Origin of the sequence: Idiomarina loihiensis L2TR (assembly GCF_000008465.1) — a bacterium.
Taxonomy (GTDB): Bacteria; Pseudomonadota; Gammaproteobacteria; order Enterobacterales; family Alteromonadaceae; genus Idiomarina; species Idiomarina loihiensis.
The window spans coordinates 544,347-560,215 of record NC_006512.1; the positions used below are offsets into that span (position 1 = coordinate 544,347).

General features: G+C 49.1%; 16 protein-coding genes. 12 read left to right on the forward strand and 4 right to left on the reverse strand.

Going from position 1 to position 15,869, the window contains the following annotated elements; translation table 11 throughout:
- The first annotated feature begins 47 nt into the window (after nucleotides 1-47).
- Genes IL_RS02630 through ung form a run of 5 tightly spaced genes read left to right on the forward strand, consistent with a single transcriptional unit; the run spans nucleotide 48 to nucleotide 4,653 of the window.
- Nucleotides 48-737, forward strand: coding sequence for a cytidylyltransferase domain-containing protein (locus tag IL_RS02630; RefSeq protein ID WP_011233778.1), 690 nt, complete (start codon nucleotides 48-50; stop codon nucleotides 735-737).
- The gene (neuB, locus tag IL_RS02635) at nucleotides 730-1,788 is read left to right on the forward strand and encodes an N-acetylneuraminate synthase (RefSeq protein ID WP_011233779.1); all 1,059 of its coding nucleotides are present in this window, start codon (nucleotides 730-732) and stop codon (nucleotides 1,786-1,788) included. The genes IL_RS02630 and neuB overlap by 8 nt, the downstream gene beginning before the upstream one ends.
- Entirely contained in the window at nucleotides 1,788-2,927 is a 1,140-nt protein-coding gene (neuC, locus tag IL_RS02640; protein WP_011233780.1) for a UDP-N-acetylglucosamine 2-epimerase, read from the forward strand. Before neuB ends, neuC begins: the two co-directional genes overlap by 1 nt.
- Nucleotides 2,914-3,975 (forward strand): polysialyltransferase family glycosyltransferase, encoded by a 1,062-nt coding sequence (locus tag IL_RS02645; RefSeq protein WP_016341274.1) that lies wholly within the window; start codon nucleotides 2,914-2,916, stop codon nucleotides 3,973-3,975. Before neuC ends, IL_RS02645 begins: the two co-directional genes overlap by 14 nt.
- A gap of 27 nt (nucleotides 3,976-4,002) precedes the next feature.
- Nucleotides 4,003-4,653 carry a uracil-DNA glycosylase gene (ung, locus tag IL_RS02650; protein ID WP_011233781.1) on the forward strand — a complete coding sequence of 217 codons (651 nt, stop codon included), beginning with the start codon at nucleotides 4,003-4,005 and terminating at the stop codon, nucleotides 4,651-4,653.
- An 11-nt stretch (nucleotides 4,654-4,664) separates the two neighbouring features.
- Here the strand turns inward: ung and IL_RS02655 are convergent, their stop codons facing one another.
- The gene (locus IL_RS02655) at nucleotides 4,665-5,531 is read right to left on the reverse strand and encodes a LysR family transcriptional regulator (RefSeq protein ID WP_011233782.1); all 867 of its coding nucleotides are present in this window, start codon (nucleotides 5,529-5,531) and stop codon (nucleotides 4,665-4,667) included.
- 112 nt (nucleotides 5,532-5,643) lie between these two features.
- On the opposite strand from IL_RS02655, the gene IL_RS02660 reads away from it, so the two are divergent.
- The 6 genes from IL_RS02660 (at nucleotide 5,644) to IL_RS02685 (ending at nucleotide 11,512) form a co-directional block, all read left to right on the forward strand.
- Nucleotides 5,644-6,969 carry an NADH-quinone oxidoreductase subunit L gene (locus IL_RS02660; protein ID WP_011233783.1) on the forward strand — a complete coding sequence of 442 codons (1,326 nt, stop codon included), beginning with the start codon at nucleotides 5,644-5,646 and terminating at the stop codon, nucleotides 6,967-6,969.
- A complete protein-coding gene (locus IL_RS02665; protein WP_011233784.1) occupies nucleotides 6,966-9,239 on the forward strand; it encodes a putative inorganic carbon transporter subunit DabA in 2,274 nt (757 codons plus the stop codon). The genes IL_RS02660 and IL_RS02665 overlap by 4 nt, the downstream gene beginning before the upstream one ends.
- On the forward strand, nucleotides 9,206-9,433 hold the full coding sequence (locus IL_RS02670; protein WP_227016342.1) for a hypothetical protein: 228 nt from the start codon (nucleotides 9,206-9,208) through the stop codon (nucleotides 9,431-9,433). The genes IL_RS02665 and IL_RS02670 overlap by 34 nt, the downstream gene beginning before the upstream one ends.
- Before the next feature lie 139 nt (nucleotides 9,434-9,572).
- A complete protein-coding gene (locus IL_RS02675) occupies nucleotides 9,573-9,842 on the forward strand; it encodes a helix-turn-helix domain-containing protein (RefSeq protein ID WP_011233786.1) in 270 nt (89 codons plus the stop codon).
- On the forward strand, nucleotides 9,835-10,041 hold the full coding sequence (locus IL_RS02680) for a HipA N-terminal domain-containing protein (RefSeq protein WP_016341275.1): 207 nt from the start codon (nucleotides 9,835-9,837) through the stop codon (nucleotides 10,039-10,041). The genes IL_RS02675 and IL_RS02680 overlap by 8 nt, the downstream gene beginning before the upstream one ends.
- Nucleotides 10,042-10,267: 226 nt before the next feature.
- Entirely contained in the window at nucleotides 10,268-11,512 is a 1,245-nt protein-coding gene (locus IL_RS02685) for an ATP-binding protein (protein ID WP_011233787.1), read from the forward strand.
- A 3-nt stretch (nucleotides 11,513-11,515) separates the two neighbouring features.
- Here the strand turns inward: IL_RS02685 and IL_RS02690 are convergent, their stop codons facing one another.
- The 3 genes from IL_RS02690 to IL_RS02700 are packed head-to-tail and all read right to left on the reverse strand — an operon-like array spanning nucleotide 11,516 to nucleotide 13,970.
- Nucleotides 11,516-12,907 carry an MBL fold metallo-hydrolase gene (locus tag IL_RS02690; protein ID WP_011233788.1) on the reverse strand — a complete coding sequence of 464 codons (1,392 nt, stop codon included), beginning with the start codon at nucleotides 12,905-12,907 and terminating at the stop codon, nucleotides 11,516-11,518.
- 32 nt (nucleotides 12,908-12,939) lie between these two features.
- Nucleotides 12,940-13,764: a hypothetical protein gene (locus IL_RS02695; RefSeq protein WP_011233789.1), complete on the reverse strand. Its 825-nt coding sequence runs from the start codon at nucleotides 13,762-13,764 to the stop codon at nucleotides 12,940-12,942.
- A gap of 20 nt (nucleotides 13,765-13,784) precedes the next feature.
- Complete coding sequence (locus IL_RS02700; protein ID WP_011233790.1) at nucleotides 13,785-13,970, reverse strand: hypothetical protein; 186 nt, start codon at nucleotides 13,968-13,970, stop codon at nucleotides 13,785-13,787.
- 325 nt (nucleotides 13,971-14,295) lie between these two features.
- On the opposite strand from IL_RS02700, the gene IL_RS02705 reads away from it, so the two are divergent.
- Nucleotides 14,296-15,783 carry a Fic family protein gene (locus tag IL_RS02705; protein WP_011233791.1) on the forward strand — a complete coding sequence of 496 codons (1,488 nt, stop codon included), beginning with the start codon at nucleotides 14,296-14,298 and terminating at the stop codon, nucleotides 15,781-15,783.
- The last annotated feature ends 86 nt before the right edge of the window (nucleotides 15,784-15,869 follow it).

Below are 15,869 nucleotides of genomic sequence, written 5' to 3' on the forward strand. Positions count from 1 at the left end.
CGTGATAAACTACGCGATATTTTTAAGTCGTCAGGTCAACAAAACGAATGAATGTTGCATTGATAACCGCCCGCGGTGGCTCGAAAGGGCTACCCGGGAAAAATATCGCGTTACTGAACGGTAAGCCGCTTATTGTCTGGACCATACTGGCCGCACAAAAGGCTGCGTCGGTTGACGCTGTTTATGTGTCGACAGAAGACCAGGCCATTGCCGACATCAGTCAACAGGCCGGAGCTCAGGTTATTCCGCGCCCGGCGGAGCTGGCACAGGACGACACCAGCAGCGAACCAGTTATTGCACACGCCATTAATTACTTAAAAAAGCAGTCACTTAACCTTAACAGCGTAACGCTGCTGCAACCTACGTCGCCGTTAAGGTCGGCACAGCATATTGACGAAGCCTACCGTATTTATGCAGACAGCGACGCCAGCTGCGTTTTAAGTGTTATTGAACCGGTGCATTCTGCTGCAAAAGCTTACAAATTGAATTCAGACGGGTCACTATCCGGTCTTTTGAGCCTGGACGCGCCTTATATGCGTCGTCAGGATCTTCCCCGTACCGTTCATCCCAACGGTGCCATTTATATATTTAGTACAGCAGCCTTCGAAGCTGGCGGCGGTATTCCGCGCCAAAATGTCTACCCTTACATTATGAGCGAAGAGGCGTCTGTCGACATTGACAGAGCAAGTGACCTGCAACTTGCCGAACAGATTATGGAGAAAACACAACATGGCTAACACCCCGGAAAAACACCCAGTAATGAAAATTGGCTCACGCGAAATTGGCTACGACCACGACCCGGTTGTGGTAGCTGAAATAGGCATTAACCACGAAGGCAGCCTGGAAACCGCTTATGAAATGGTCGACGCTGCAGTCTCTGCGGGCGCTGAAATTATTAAGCACCAGACTCACGTGGTTGAAGACGAAATGAGCGCCGACGCGAAGAAAGTCATTCCGGGCAATGCCGACGTGTCTATCTACGAAATTATGGAACGTTGCGCGCTGAACGAAGAAGACGAAACCAAGCTGAAAGAATACGTTGAAAGCAAAGGCGCCATATTCATCAGTACGCCGTTTTCCCGCGCCGCCGCCGAGCGTTTAGAGCGCATGGGTGTTGAAGCCTATAAAATTGGCTCTGGCGAATGTAACAACTATCCGTTGCTGGAGCTTGTCGCTTCGTACAAAAAGCCCATTATTCTCAGCACCGGCATGAACGACATTCCGTCTATTGCTAAAGCCGTTGATATTTTCCGTAAGCACGGCGTGCAGTATGCGCTGTTGCATTGCACCAACGTGTACCCAACGCCGGATAACTTAATCCGTTTAGGTGCTATGAACCAGTTGCAGGACGCTTTTGACGACGCGGTTGTCGGTTTGTCTGACCACAGTATTGATAATCTAGCCTGCCTGGGCGCCGTAGCCGTTGGTGCCTCTATTCTGGAGCGTCACTTTACCGACCACAAACAGCGTACCGGACCGGACATTAACTGCTCTATGGACACCGAAGAGTGCCGTTCGTTAATTCAGGAGTCCAAGCGCATGAAAGCCATGCGCGGCGGCCAGAAAGGCGCAGTAGCTGAAGAGCAGGTAACCATCGACTTTGCCTACGCCAGCGTTGTGACCATTAAGCCCATTAAAAAAGGTGAAACCTTTAGCCAGGACAATTTATGGGTTAAACGTCCGGGAACCGGTCAGTTCCTGGCAGACGACTACGAAAACTTAATGGGTAAAACCGCCGCACAAGACATTGAAAACGATGTTCAACTGCGCTCTGAGGATGTTCAGTAATGAAAAAGAAGGTGCTTTTCGTAACCGGTACCCGTGCCGACTTTGGCAAACTGAAAAGTTTAATTGAAGTCACCGATAAAGCGGACGAGTTTGAAGTTCAGCTGTTTATTACCGGCATGCACATGATGTCCCGCTACGGCATGACTTCCATAGAAGTCGAGCGCCTGAAAATAGCTTCCAGCTATAAGTACATTAACCAGACCAAAAACGACACCATGGACGTGGTTCTGGCTAAAACCATTACCGGTTTGTCGGACTACATTCACGAGAATAACCCGGATGTGATTGTGGTTCACGGCGACCGGGTAGAAGCCATGGCTGGTGCCATTGTGGGTAGCCTGAACAACATTCTAGTGGCTCATATTGAAGGCGGCGAGGTGTCGGGCACCATTGACGAGCTTATTCGTCACTCCATATCCAAAATGGCGCACACGCACTTTGTGTCTAACAGCGAAGCGCAGGAGCGACTGGTGCAGCTGGGCGAGGCGAAGTCGTCCATTTTTACCATCGGCTCACCCGACCTCGACGTGATGAATTCACCGAATTTGCCTTCGCTGGAGACTGTAAAAGAAAAGTACGACATTGCGTTTAAAGACTACTCGGTGTTTATGTACCACCCGGTGACCACCGAGCTTGAGTCGCTGGAGTCGAATATCAAATCGACTGTTGATGCCATGCTGGAAAGTGATGAAAACTTTGTGGTGGTGTACCCCAATAACGACCACGGCACCGACACCATTCTGGCGGAGTTAAAGCGCTGCGAGAACCATCCGCGTTTTCGCATTTACCCCAGTATTCGGTTCGAGTACTTTCTGGTGCTGCTGAAAAACGCCAATATGATCATCGGTAATTCAAGCGCTGGCGTTCGCGAAGCGCCGTTTTACGGCATACCCACTATTAACCTGGGCAGCAGACAGCAAAGCCGGGCTACAGCCGAGTCTATCTTAAACGTAGAAGAGCAGACTCCGGCTATTTTAGAAGCCATAAAAACCTTTAAAACCAAACGCTTCGAGCCTTCGTCGGAATTTGGTGATGGCAATAGCGCAGAGGGCTTTATCAGTACCTTGCGATCGGAAGCGTTCTGGGCAATATCCAAGCAAAAAGTTTTTGTAGACTGGGACAAACGTGAAAAAAGTTAATTACTATTTTATTTCATCGCCTCTGCACTTGCTGTTCAGTGTCACTACGGCCCTGAGTCATAAAGACGATGTTAACGTTGCGGTTATCGATTACTACCTTGAAAGCAATCGTCTGTTATTTACTCAGGCGCTGGAAAACAGCTCTATTTTTGAAACCGTTATTAGCTTTAGCGATGCGCACGTAAAAAGTAAGCTCAGTAAGCGTAAAGCACGACTAAAAAGGTTGGCCAATCTGGTTGCAGAACTGCCGCCGTCGCGGGTTTATACCGGCTCTGACCGAAGCGTTGAGTTTCAGTACACTATGCACCTGGCGAACCGCGGGAAAAACAGTGCCGAAGGCCATTATCTGGATGAAGGAACCCAAACCTATTTGGGGCACCGGCACATGCACAGCTTTGTGCACAACTACGTCGACCCTTTATTGAAGAAGCTGGCTTACGGTATGTGGTGGAGCAGTCCGCAGATGATAGGTGCGTCTAAGTGGATATCGACCATTCACGCAACTTTCCCAGAGTTGATACACCCGGTTTTGCGGAACAAGAAAGTTGAGCCTATTTCAAAAGAGGCGTTTAAACTGCCCGAGTTCGATGAGTTTAATAAGAACCTGCTGGCGCTGGCGGATATTGACATAGAGCCGTTAAAGAATGTCGATTACGTTATTATATTAACGGGTGATTCTTTCTATAAAGACGTGAATGAACACCTCGACAGAATGGTGGATATTTTCAGCCGCAAGACCGAGAAAAGCCGCATAGCGTTAAAAGCTCACCCGCGGTCAAACTATATTGAGCACTTTAAACAAAAGCATCCGGAGCTGGTGCATATCGACAATCGGGTTGGGTTTGAGTTGCTGCTGCCGCAGTTTCCCGAGTCCTGTACTTATGTCGGTGACGTCAGCTCAACCTTGTTTACCATCCGCTGGTTGAGCAACAAACAGAATGTTATGGCCGTGAAGCTGGAGCAGAAAACACCCGAGCATTTTTCAGCACCATTGGCTAAATTATTAAGCGAAGTTGACGTAAAACAGTTGAGTTATCAGGAGTTGTAGCCTGACACAAAACAAAGGAATAAGACCATGCCCTGGAGCACTCTTTTAGCCGAAGAAAAGCAGAAGCCTTATTTTCAGCAGCTGTGGCAGCGGGTAGAGCAGGCGCGGCAGGAAACCGTAGTGTATCCGCCCAAAGAAGACGTCTTCAACGCACTTAAGCTCACCGACCCGGAAAACATTAAAGTGGTTATTCTGGGACAGGACCCATACCACGGCCCCGGTCAGGCGCATGGTTTGAGTTTCTCGGTACCCGAAGGCGTCAAGTTTCCGCCGTCGCTGCGTAACATGTTTAAAGCCATAGCCATAGACTACCCGGACACGGTATTGCCACAGCATGGCGATTTAACCAGTTGGGCCGAGCAGGGTGTGTTGTTGCTGAATACGGTACTTACGGTAGAGCAGGGTAATGCGCACAGTCATGCCAGCTGGGGCTGGGAAACCTTCACCGATACCGTTATCAGCAAGGTGTCGGACGCAACCGATCATGTGGTGTTTTTGCTCTGGGGCTCGCATGCGCAGAAGAAAATACCGCTTATTGACGGCAACAAACATTGCATACTGACCGCACCGCATCCATCGCCGCTGTCAGCACATCGCGGGTTCTTCGACGCCAACCATTTCCGCAAAACCAACGATTATTTACAGCAACACGGCCGCCAGCCCATTCGGTGGGTGTAGTTCACGTAACATTAAACAAACCGTTGCAGCAGCTTGGCGACCATGGGGTGTTCGAATGGGCGCTTCAGGGTTATGGCGTAAAAATGCTCGAACACATTGGGCAGAGTTAAATAGCGTTTCAATTGCCCGCTGGTCAACTCGTCCCGAACCACAACGTCCGGAATCACCGCCAGCGCGCCGGTATCCCTGGCTAACAGCCGCAGCATCGCCATATCGTCGGCCTCGGCCAGCACCCGCGGTTGCCAGTTGTATTCCGCACTGAGCATATCGAACGCCGCCCGCAGCGGCATATTTTCCGGCGGTAACACCCAGTTATTATTGCGCAAAGCCACATCGGTTAACTGCTCAATGTCACGACCCGGTGGCCCAATAACAGACACCGGCTGCCTCGCCAGTAAACGGCTCTGCCACAATTGCTTGTCGCTGCCGCGCACACTGGTATTGGCCAGCGCAATATCAATTTGATGATCCGCCAGCTCATTAAATAACTGATCCGGCGTCATAGAATGCAGCCGGTACTGAACGTCCTGCTGATGCACCAGCTCGTGAATAAAAGCTTCCACAAAGTTACGCGACATAGTCGAGGCATGACCAATGCGCACAACCAAATCACTGCCGTCCATGCCTTGCTTTAGCTGGTTAACCAGGTTCTCACCTTCGTGAAAAATTCGGTCGGCATACTGGCGCGCAATGTATCCGGCCTGAGTCAGTACCAACTTACGCCCTGTGCGCTCAAACAGCGGCGTACCCAGCCACTCTTCCAGTTGTTTTATCTGCGCCGACAACGCCGACTGCGACACATGAAGCTTTTGCGCGGTTTGGGTTAAATGCCCGTTTTCTGCCACGTGCCAAAAGTAATAAAGGTGCTTATAATTCATCGGGCTCACCAACCGTTCACTTAAAACGAATGAATTTATAGTTTATATCTATTTTACTTAACATCAAGCCAGCACCCATAATTGCTCCAAACAAGACACACGAGGCGCATTCATGGCGGAATGGTTGACACTATCGGGCATACGACCGGTTTTACTGGTGCTGGTTGCAGTATTAGCATGGGTCGTTACGCGTTACGCCTTCAGAAATTTCCGGCTGGATCCGCGCCGCCGCTCATTCGTCACCAAGCTGGTTGGCTGCCTTATAGCGGTCTTCATTCTTATTGTCAGCAATAACCTTATTGTCTTTTTCGCCGCCTGGATGGCAATAAGCCTGCAGTTGCACAGCCTGCTTATGTTCTACCCCGAACGCGACCGCGCCGTACTGGCTGCGCACAAAAAATTCATTCTGGCACGCTGCTCCGAAACCTTTCTGGGCACGGCGTTTATTATTATGTACTTAACCACCGGCAGTCTGCAGCTGGACACGGTTTTGCAGCAGTTCGGCACTGCCCCCACGCACCTTTCTCAGCACATTGCCGCGCTGTGTCTGGTTATGGCGGCTCTCATTAAATGCGCCCAGCTACCCTTGCACGGCTGGCTCATTCAGGTGGTTGAAGCACCAACCCCGGTTTCTGCTTTACTGCATGCCGGCATTATTAACCTGGGCGGTTTTTTGCTGCTGGCAACCGTACCACTATGGAGTAACAGCGCGCCGGCCGTATGGCTGCTGTGTCTGGTGTCGGCGGCGTCGTGCTGCTTTGCCGCCCTTATTATGGCCACCCGCATTAGCATAAAAGTGCGTTTAGCCTGGTCTACCAGCGCGCAAATGGGGCTTATGCTGCTGGAAATTGGTCTGGGTTATTACGACTTAGCTTTACTGCATCTGGTGGCGCACTCGGTTTATAAAGCCTATGCGTTTTTGTCGGTAAGCGAAGTCGCAATAATAAAGCAGCCTCAGGCCCGGTCGTTGTGGCGTATTGGTGTTGTCTTTATAGCGTTTCAGGGCATTATTGCCGCCGCCTGCTGGTGGTTTCTCGGTAACCCTAAATGGCTTCCGTCGGCGTTACTCGCCATGGCGCTCACCACCTTATGGATGAATCTGCATCAGAAGCTGCTGCGAATTGCGGTGTCGGCGTTAACTGTCGTAGTTTACCTTTTGCTGGGTGCGTTGGCGCATCAGGTTATTGAGCCGCAGCCACCGTTCAGCAGTGTCTGGCTGGAACCCGCGGTAACCCTTATGTTCAACGTCTTCGCCTTTACTTATTGGCTGGTGCATCACACGCCATCGCATCGGCTTAGCCAGCGCTGGTTTATTACCCTAAACGCCGGGTTGTATCTAGACGAATGGTTAACGCGGCTGGTGCTGTGGCTCTGGCCCAGCCACCCCATTCATTACTATCAGCGGCAGGGTCGCATTCAGCGGGAGAAACACTCATGAGCACAGCGAATCGTTTAGCGACTATTGCCGGGCAGGTGAGTAAAGCCATTGCGCCGCAGTGGCCGTTGTCTCAGTGGATAGCGGTTAACCCCTTCTGGCATTACCGCCAACAGCCGGTAGCCGGTGTTGCTGCGCACTGGCGTTACAGTGCCGGAACACGTTTGCTCATGAGCCCGGACTTTTACTGGCAACAATGGCAGCAAAACCGAATAGACGCAGCGCTGGTCACCAACAAAATGGTAAACGAGCTGGAGCAGCGCTCCCTGCTAAAAGCGCAACTGCCGCAGTGGCGTAACCTCAGCCGGTTGGTGGACAAATACACGCGGCGCCGCCGCAAAATGCGCTGGAACGACGAGGTGGTGCTGCAAATTAGTCAAACCTGTGGCTTATTCATGCAGTTTCCAACCCGCTTTCAGCAGGCCGGTAAAGACAGTTCGTTGTATCAGCATTGGCTGACTATTTCGCGTGCCGATCGCGGCATTGAAACCTTAATGGACGAGGCTGAACTCACCGAATTGTTCGCACAATTGCCGGATGACCCACACAAGCTTATTCAAGTGTGCCATGACAACTTTTTAAGTGACGCGTCAGATTACGCTCTACGCTGTTACAGCCAGGCGCTTATCAGTGACTTATGGGGTTGGGCCGCGGCATTTTCCTATCAGGACGCTCGTCAGGACAGCCAGTGGGTATTCGAACTGCTGTGCATTCGGCTGGCCTGGGAATATATTCTGTGGCAGCTGGCCGAGCGCACCAATACTAAGGTTTATCAGCAGCTGCAGCAGGCGCTTAGCGCACAAGTTGAAAATTGTGAAGGGCAGGTGGCTCATATTGAGCAGCACAACAGCTTATTGTGGCAATGGCAGGCGGCTTACGAACGCTCGCAGCTAAACAGGTTGCAGTTTAAATCCGACACAGTAGAAGAGAGCAACGCGCCGGACGTGCAGGCAGTGTTTTGTATCGACGTGCGCTCAGAGCGTTATCGTCGTGCGCTTGAACAGGCCGGAAAAAGCCTGGGCAGCTACGTACAAAGCAAAGGCTTTGCCGGGTTCTTCGGTGTGCCGCTGGCCATTCAGCGCAAAGGTCGCGATGTTCCTCATGTACCGGGGTTACTGCAACCGGCGTACTACATTAAAGCACCGGCGCGTAAGCAATCGGTTGGTTCCTTATTAAGCAATATGTTCAATGCGCCGGTCTCCATGTTTAGCGGCGTAGAGGCGCTGGGGTTAAGTAAACTGAAGTCCTTACTCACTGGTGTGCCCGGACAACTGGCTACGGCTAATAATGCGTATATTGCCGACGGCAGCATTTGTGAGCACAACGGCGAGGCGTCAATGGAATCGCTGGTGGGCATTTGTCAGCAGGCTCTGGCCGGAATGCAGTTTACCCGCTTCGCGAGGCATATTGTGCTGGTCGGGCATGGATCGCATCACAGCAACAATGCTCAACGAGCAGGACTTAACTGTGGCGCCTGCGGTGGTCAAACCGGTGCGTTAAGTGCCCGGGTGTTAGTACGGCTGCTTAATAATCAGAATATTCGTGAGCATTTACGCGAGCAGGGCGTTGCTATTCCCGACGCTACTCAGTTCCATTCCGCTATGCATGAAACCGTAACCGATAAGGTTATCTGGCTGTCCAATACTGTTCCGGACAGCGTCAAACAAGTGTTCCGCGCAGCAACAGAAAAGCTAACCCAGGCCTGCGGCGAGTCAGAAAAAGACCGTAAAACACGTTCCGGCCATTGGGCTGAACTACGCCCGGAATGGGGGCTGGCTGACAACAACGTCTTATTTTTCGGACAGGCTGATCGGCTAACCTCGGCTGATACCATCGGCAGTAATTTTTTGCACGACTACAACAGTATCAATGACCCTGACGGAGAGCTGCTGGCTCAGCTCATGAGCGCTCCGGGGCTGGTCGCTAACTGGATAAACTGGCAGTACTACTGCTCAGTAACCGAGCCCAAACAACTGGGTAGCGGTAATAAGTTGCTGCATAACCGGGTAGCTAACGACATTGGCGTTTTTGAAGGCAACGGTGGCGACTTGCGCCAGGGGCTGGCCTGGCAGTCGGTGCATAACGGTAGTGATTTTGTGCACCGGCCCATGCGCCTGCAGGTTATTGTCGAAGCCGACGAAGCCACCATTCAGCGGGCGCTGGCCAAGGCTGTCGCTTTTAACGAACTCTTTGAACAACAGTGGATCAATCTGCATCGACTGAACGCGCGAGGTGAACTATGTCCAGTGACAACACCAGTAACAGCAAAATGACAGCGACAACCTGTCATACCCTGAAAGCCTTTTATGACTGCGTGCGCTCGCGGCCGTTTAACCAGCCCTTCGCCCTGCGCTACAACGACGGCAGCATCGACCACGGACTAAACTCCGAAGAAGCAGCCAAAGAAAGCCTGCGCGCACACCACAACCCCTACCTCGAACAACCCGTTGTTGTTGAGTGGGGGTGACCACCCGCCTTGTCGCCGGACATGCCCACCATGTACCTGACATGCACGCCATGTAGCCTGACATTTATGTCAGGTGAGATATTGGCCCTGACATAAATGTCAGGCTACATTCACTCGATTGCGTGAATTAGGAGCTGCTATGTTGTTAGAGGCGAAAAACACAAAGGTCATTGGAAAAGTAGCGAAAGTTGTGCGGCAACAGCAAAAGCTGGATCAGACAACAGCTGGCGCTTTTGCAGGCTGTGGTATTAATTTTGTGAGTCAATTCGAAAACGGCAAGCCAACAGTGCAACTGGAAAAGGCCCTAAATGTACTAAATGCACTTGGCATAAAAGTTTACTTAGACATTCCTGACAGCGCTTCGGGCGACAAGCTCACTGAATTAACCGGACGCCTCAATCATGAGTAGTTCACTTGTCGAAGAACGCCGTCTTGTCGTTTATATCAACGATAATATTGTCGGCGAACTGCGGGAGCATAATGGCTTATGGGCATTTGAATACGCCCTCGACTGGCTCAGTAAGCCGAATGCCTTTCCGCTCACTCCGTCGCTTCTTTTGCGGCAAGAAGCGCATATCGATACCGGCACCAAACGTCCTGTTCATTAACGGTTCCACGTGTTGCTATCGATTACATCCCGGAACCGGTCTACATTGTTGAACGTTTTGATCGTATTGGGCAAGTCACCCGGGAGGACGTGTTAGCTTTCGCGCATAAGCGCCATGTAGTTTTCAATTGGACGATTATAAACTTTCAATTGGACGATTATAAATTTTCAATTGGACGTAGATTGACTTACAATTGGTCGAAGTTTAATTAAAGGTGGCGACGCTGATGAATAAACCCTTACTTGAGCGGTATACAAAGGAGAGTCTATTAGACGCTCTAGAAGACACTCCCGTTATACTCATACATGGCTCGCGACAATGCGGAAAAACAACGCTTGCTAAATCTGTTGGTGAAGTGCTGGGTTATGCCTACATTACTTTCGATGACGAAAACCAATTGGGCGCAGCAAAAGCTGATCCTGTTGGCTTTGTAAAAAGCTTGCCTGAGAAAACTATATTAGATGAAATTCAGCGCGTTCCTGAACTTTTCCTCTCAATAAAAGAGAGCGTAGATGCTAACAGGGTGCCTGGTCGGTTTATTTTAACGGGATCTGCCAATGTTCTACTCTTACCTCAGTTGTCCGACTCTCTTGCTGGAAGAATGGAAATTATACACCTAAGACCGCTAGCTCAGTGCGAAATTACAGGCCAAAAACCTAACTTTCTGGCGTCTCTATTTTCCGAAAGCTTATTCTCCGCTGTCACTAATAAAAAAACTGCTTCGCTGGGAAGCTCACTGGCCGATATCCTTGTCCAAGGAGGCTACCCTGCAGCCATTCAAAGAAAAGCAGCTAAACGTCGCAATGCTTGGTATCGAGGTTACATTACAACTATTTTACAAAGAGATATTAAGGACTTAGCGAACATTAGAAACGTCAACTTGTTGCCAAAGCTGCTCTCGTTGGCCGCTTCACAAACAGGACGGCTGTTTAACTCCAGTGAGCTAGCATCTCCATTTTCTGTTAGTCGCCCGACGGTTCGTGAATACCTGGCCTTACTTGAACAAATATTTCTTATTGAGGAATTATCTCCCTGGCACAGCAATCGAATTAGCCGCCTTATAAAAACCCCAAAGTTGCATCTATCGGATACCGGGCTTGCTAGTTCACTACTGGGGGTAAATGCTGACGAGCTTTGGAAAGATAAAGAATTATTGGGACAATTGCTGGAAACTTTCATTTATCAGGAGCTTAGAAAACATGCGAGTTGGCATGATGAGGATCTGAAGTTCTACCACTTCAGAAACAAGGACAAAGTGGAAGTTGATATTATCATTGAGAAAGGCCGTTTAAAGGCAGGTATAGAAGTAAAAGCGGCGGCAACTGTAAAGCAGTCAGACTTCAAAGGCCTGATTAGACTTAAAGATGCCTGTAAAGGTGACTTCGCTGGTGGGATTGTTTTTTACGACGGGGAGCAAGTCCTGCCTTTTGGTGACAAACTTTACGCTGTTCCAATATCCCACCTGACGTGAACATCAGGTGACACTCACCCCATACCGCTCGCGGATCTTAGCCGCCAGTGCCAGCCGTGCATCGGCTTCGCCATGAATTAACCGTATGCGCTTAACCGGTTCTTCGGTGGCGTCAATAAAGTCCAGCAGCTCCTGCTGGTCGGCGTGGGCGGAGTAGCCGCCTAAGGTATAAATGCCGGCTTTAATCCAGACCCGCTCGTGGTCAAGCTCAACATAACCGCCGTCCGGGCCATATTGCTGAATATCCCGCCCAGGCGTACCCGCTGCCTGATACCCGACAAACAGCACATCGGTGCGAGGGTCGGGCAATAAAGCTTTTAAGTAGTTAAGCATGCGTCCGCCGGTACACATACCGCTGGCAGCAATGACTATGCAAGGGTCACCGCTACTCTGCAAAAGGTTCACAATGCGCTCGTGTTCGCTGTGCTCATCTACCGTCAGCAAGCGGTCAAAATTAAGCGGATGGCGATCATCACTTAAACGCTTGCGAGCTTCTTCGTCCCATAAATTCTTCATTGTTCGGTATTGTTTTGTGAACTGCACAGCCAGCGGGGAATCCAGAATAACGGTCATTTTATGCCAAACTTTATTCACCTCACCGGTTTCAGCTTCCTGCTCACGCGCGGTGTGAATAATGTCTTCCAGTTCGTACAGCAGCTCCTGAGTGCGACCAATACTAAAAGCCGGAATTAAAATAACGCCTTTGTTCTCCACACAACGCTCAACTACCGCCTTTAACCGCTGAGACCGATCAATGCGGGACTCATGGTTTTTGTCGCCGTAGGTGCTTTCCAGCAACAGAAAGTCAGCACGCTCTAATGGCGTAGGGTCGGGCAGTAGTGGCGTATTTTTGCAGCCTAAGTCACCAGAGAACACCACGCGGTAGTGGGTACTCACATTCTCAATTTCAACGTAGGCCGAACCCAGAATATGCCCGGCTTGACGAAAACGTAGCTTAAAGCGCTCAGAGGCAAACTCAGTAGGCAGTTCAATCCATTTATCGTAAGCCGTAGGCCGCAGTTGGCGATGCAAACGCGCAATAACCGCATCAATAATCTGGGCGTTTCGGGTTAACCCAATTTTCAGGGCGTCTTCAATAACCAGCGGCAGCAACAGTGCGGTAGCTTTGGTGCAGTATATGGGACCGACAAAGCCCGCAATAAGCAACCAGGGCAAACGGCCTACGTGGTCAATGTGGCAGTGAGTCACTACCAGCGCCTGTACCTTGCTTATATCAAAGTCTATTTCCTGGGCGTTAGAATTCGCGCCGGAACCCGAGGTTTCCGCCCCCTGAAACAGCCCGCAGTCAACTAAAAGTGAGTGGTCACTGTCTAAAAAAAGCTCGTGGCAAGAGCCCGTAACCCCTTCAAACGCGCCGTGGTGTATTACGTCCATGTGTTGGTTCCTTTCCATTGCTGATTATGGGCCTACATCGAATTCAACTTTTCGGTTAAAAATTTCTGATAAGCAGTTAAGTCGAACAGGCTGGCGGTAACTAAGTGGTGGACGGGGATGGTCAGTGAGTATTGATTAAGAAAATCTTTTATCTGCAACTCAGTCGCATCAGACGAAAGCTCAGCCGAATAATGTTTTTCATAATGTTCAGTCAGTTGAAGCTCTAAGGTGCTTTCGTCTTGGTAACCACTGTGCATAGGTACTAAAACAATATTACTGCATACACCGCGTGTAATATCACATCGAATTAGGTTTCCGATATAGACTTTTCGGTTGCTCAATACTACTCGTACCAACATTCGTTTGTCAGGAGATTCATCGCCATTATGAGGAATGAAGTCATCCATTTCTAATGCTCTCAGCAGAAACAACTCGAGCTCGTCATCGACTAGCTTGTGTATTAAGAATTTACTGTTATTTTGTTTCCAGTTAGCATCCGCTTTACTCTGAAATTTAGTAACGCTTAAAAAGGAAATTACTAAACCTATAGTAAAAAGCAGAAGCACTGACGATTTGTCGGGCTCAACTCCTCCAGGTGAACCAGTGAGTGTTTGCATTGCAACCCATGCTGAAGATAGCGAACCTGATACTACTAGTGTTATGAGTCCCCATAAAAGCAAGAGTAAAAAAGTAGCGAAGACAGCACCGAAAAGAATCACTGTACCGCTAATGAACAATGTAATAGCTAGCCTCGAGGGAACTAGACGGTTAAGTTTTAGTTTGCCAAGTTCGGTGGAGTTAAGGTTTGCATAACCTAAAACAGAGACAAGTAGAACAATAAGGGGAGTAACGACCATCCTTGGCCTCCTTTCTAGATTTAAGCGGTGAGCTCCTGCTCTTTGCGTTTCTGATTAATTTTCTTCTGTAATTCGCGCAACACAGCATCGTTATTTTCGTCGATGCGTCCAATAATCGCTTGGCGAACTTTTTCGTTGGCTAAGTTTACCGACAACATTCCATTGTTATCTATAACCACCGTTGGTTGTTTTACGGGAACTGTCATAGAACCTCCCTCAATGAGCTTGTTTTGGATTAAACAAAGTATAGCAGATTTTTGAAAAATGCGAGTCTAGTAGCTTTCTTTGAAAAATTCAGCGTCAACTTTCAATCAGCCGAAGCTTTACTTTCAATTAGCCGCAACTAAAAGCGCACTAAAACCTATAAATGGTAAAACATTAAAACCTAGAAAACATAACGGGGTGACTGCCGTCAGTCTACAAATTTTAGTGTTATAGTTATGTATTAAATGGCATTTAATGCGACAGTTATGTCAAATTATTGTTTTTGCGCTATAGTTATGTCTACTACTAAAAAGCAGCGGGTGCTTTATGGCTGAATTGTATTTCTCAACAACAACAGAACAAAGTCGCGAATTGACTCGCCGGGAGAAAAAGGGCGAGCTAAAGCGCCTGTATCGGGGAGTTTATACTGATGCTAGTTACGAAGAGTTAACGAGTCTGGTTCTAAGAGACTGGGCTAAGATAGTTAATTATTTGCTACCTAACGCTATAGCGGCTTATAGAACGGCTCATGAACTACGTCCAGTAGAAGGCACCGTGTTTGTCGCTGATGCCGTGGCGGCGCGCAGAACCATCGATATTGCGTCCATTTTAACTATTTATATTTGGCCGGGTTCAACCAGCGACCTTGTCGAACCGTTTTTGCCCGAAATGAAGCGCTCCGCACCAGCTCGTCAGTATTTAGAAAACTTAACGGTGAGTCGCTCTAAAGTAAAAAAGAGCCTGGGCCAAAGTTGGGTGGAGGAGCGCCTGTGTATTGAACTTAAACGAACCAATAATGAAGATAGTTTGAATCAGATACGCGACCAAGCACGAGTGTTTGCCAATAGACAGGGGTTTGAAACTGAGTTTGAAAAATTAAATGCTATCATAAGCGCTTTGTTGACAACCCATTCAGGTGAATCGATATTAAAAACCGAAGTGGGCATGGCTAGTGCTAAGCAAGAACCGTTTGACGTGCATCGCATTGCACTGTTTAAAGACCTGGCCAATTACCTTAAGCGCTGTCAGTTACCCAAATTACCTTATGAATACAATAAGTCTGGTTGGAATCATCTCGCTTTTTTCGAAAGTTATTTTTCAAATTACATAGAAGGCACAGAGTTTGAGATTGACGAGGCGGAACAAATCGTCTTCCAACGCAGTGAAATTAATAATCGACATGCAGACAGTCATGATGTTCTTTCTATCTACGACCAGGTGGTCGACTACCAAGGCATGAGCATTACACCCGAAACACCTGACGAACTAATTAAAAGTCTGCAGCGCCGTCACTTCGAATTTTTGTTTGAGCGCCCCGACAAAAACCCCGGGCGATTTAAATCGAAAGTAAACAAAGCCGGTAGCAGCACTTTTGTAAGCCCAGATGATGTCGTAGGCACACTAACGCAGGCATTTTCCATTTATAAGTCTGTGCCTGAGGGGCTAGCCAGAGCCATATTCTTGCAATTTTTAGTGTCAGAATGTCATCCATTTGACGACGGTAACGGCCGGCTGTCACGTATAATGATGAATGCTGAGCTGCACGCAGCAGGCGAATACAAACTGATAGTACCGACAGTGCATCGAGACAGTTACTTAAACGGCCTTAGAAAAGCCACTCGCGATAGAAACTTTAAAACCCTGGTAAAAGTGTTCTACCAACTGCAACGCTATACCGCATCTATAGACTGGGCGGACTATGGTGAAGCAAGAGATACGATCGAAGCGCATAAAGCCCATTTGTTACCTGATGAAGGCATTGCTGATTTTAACCGGCAGATTCGGCAATACCGGTTTACTCCGCCGGTCACGTAGCCTGACACTTGTGTCAGGTGAGCTCTCGTTCCTGGCACAAGAGCCAGGCTACACAAACAGACGGAAAGCTATTATCGAAAGATGTT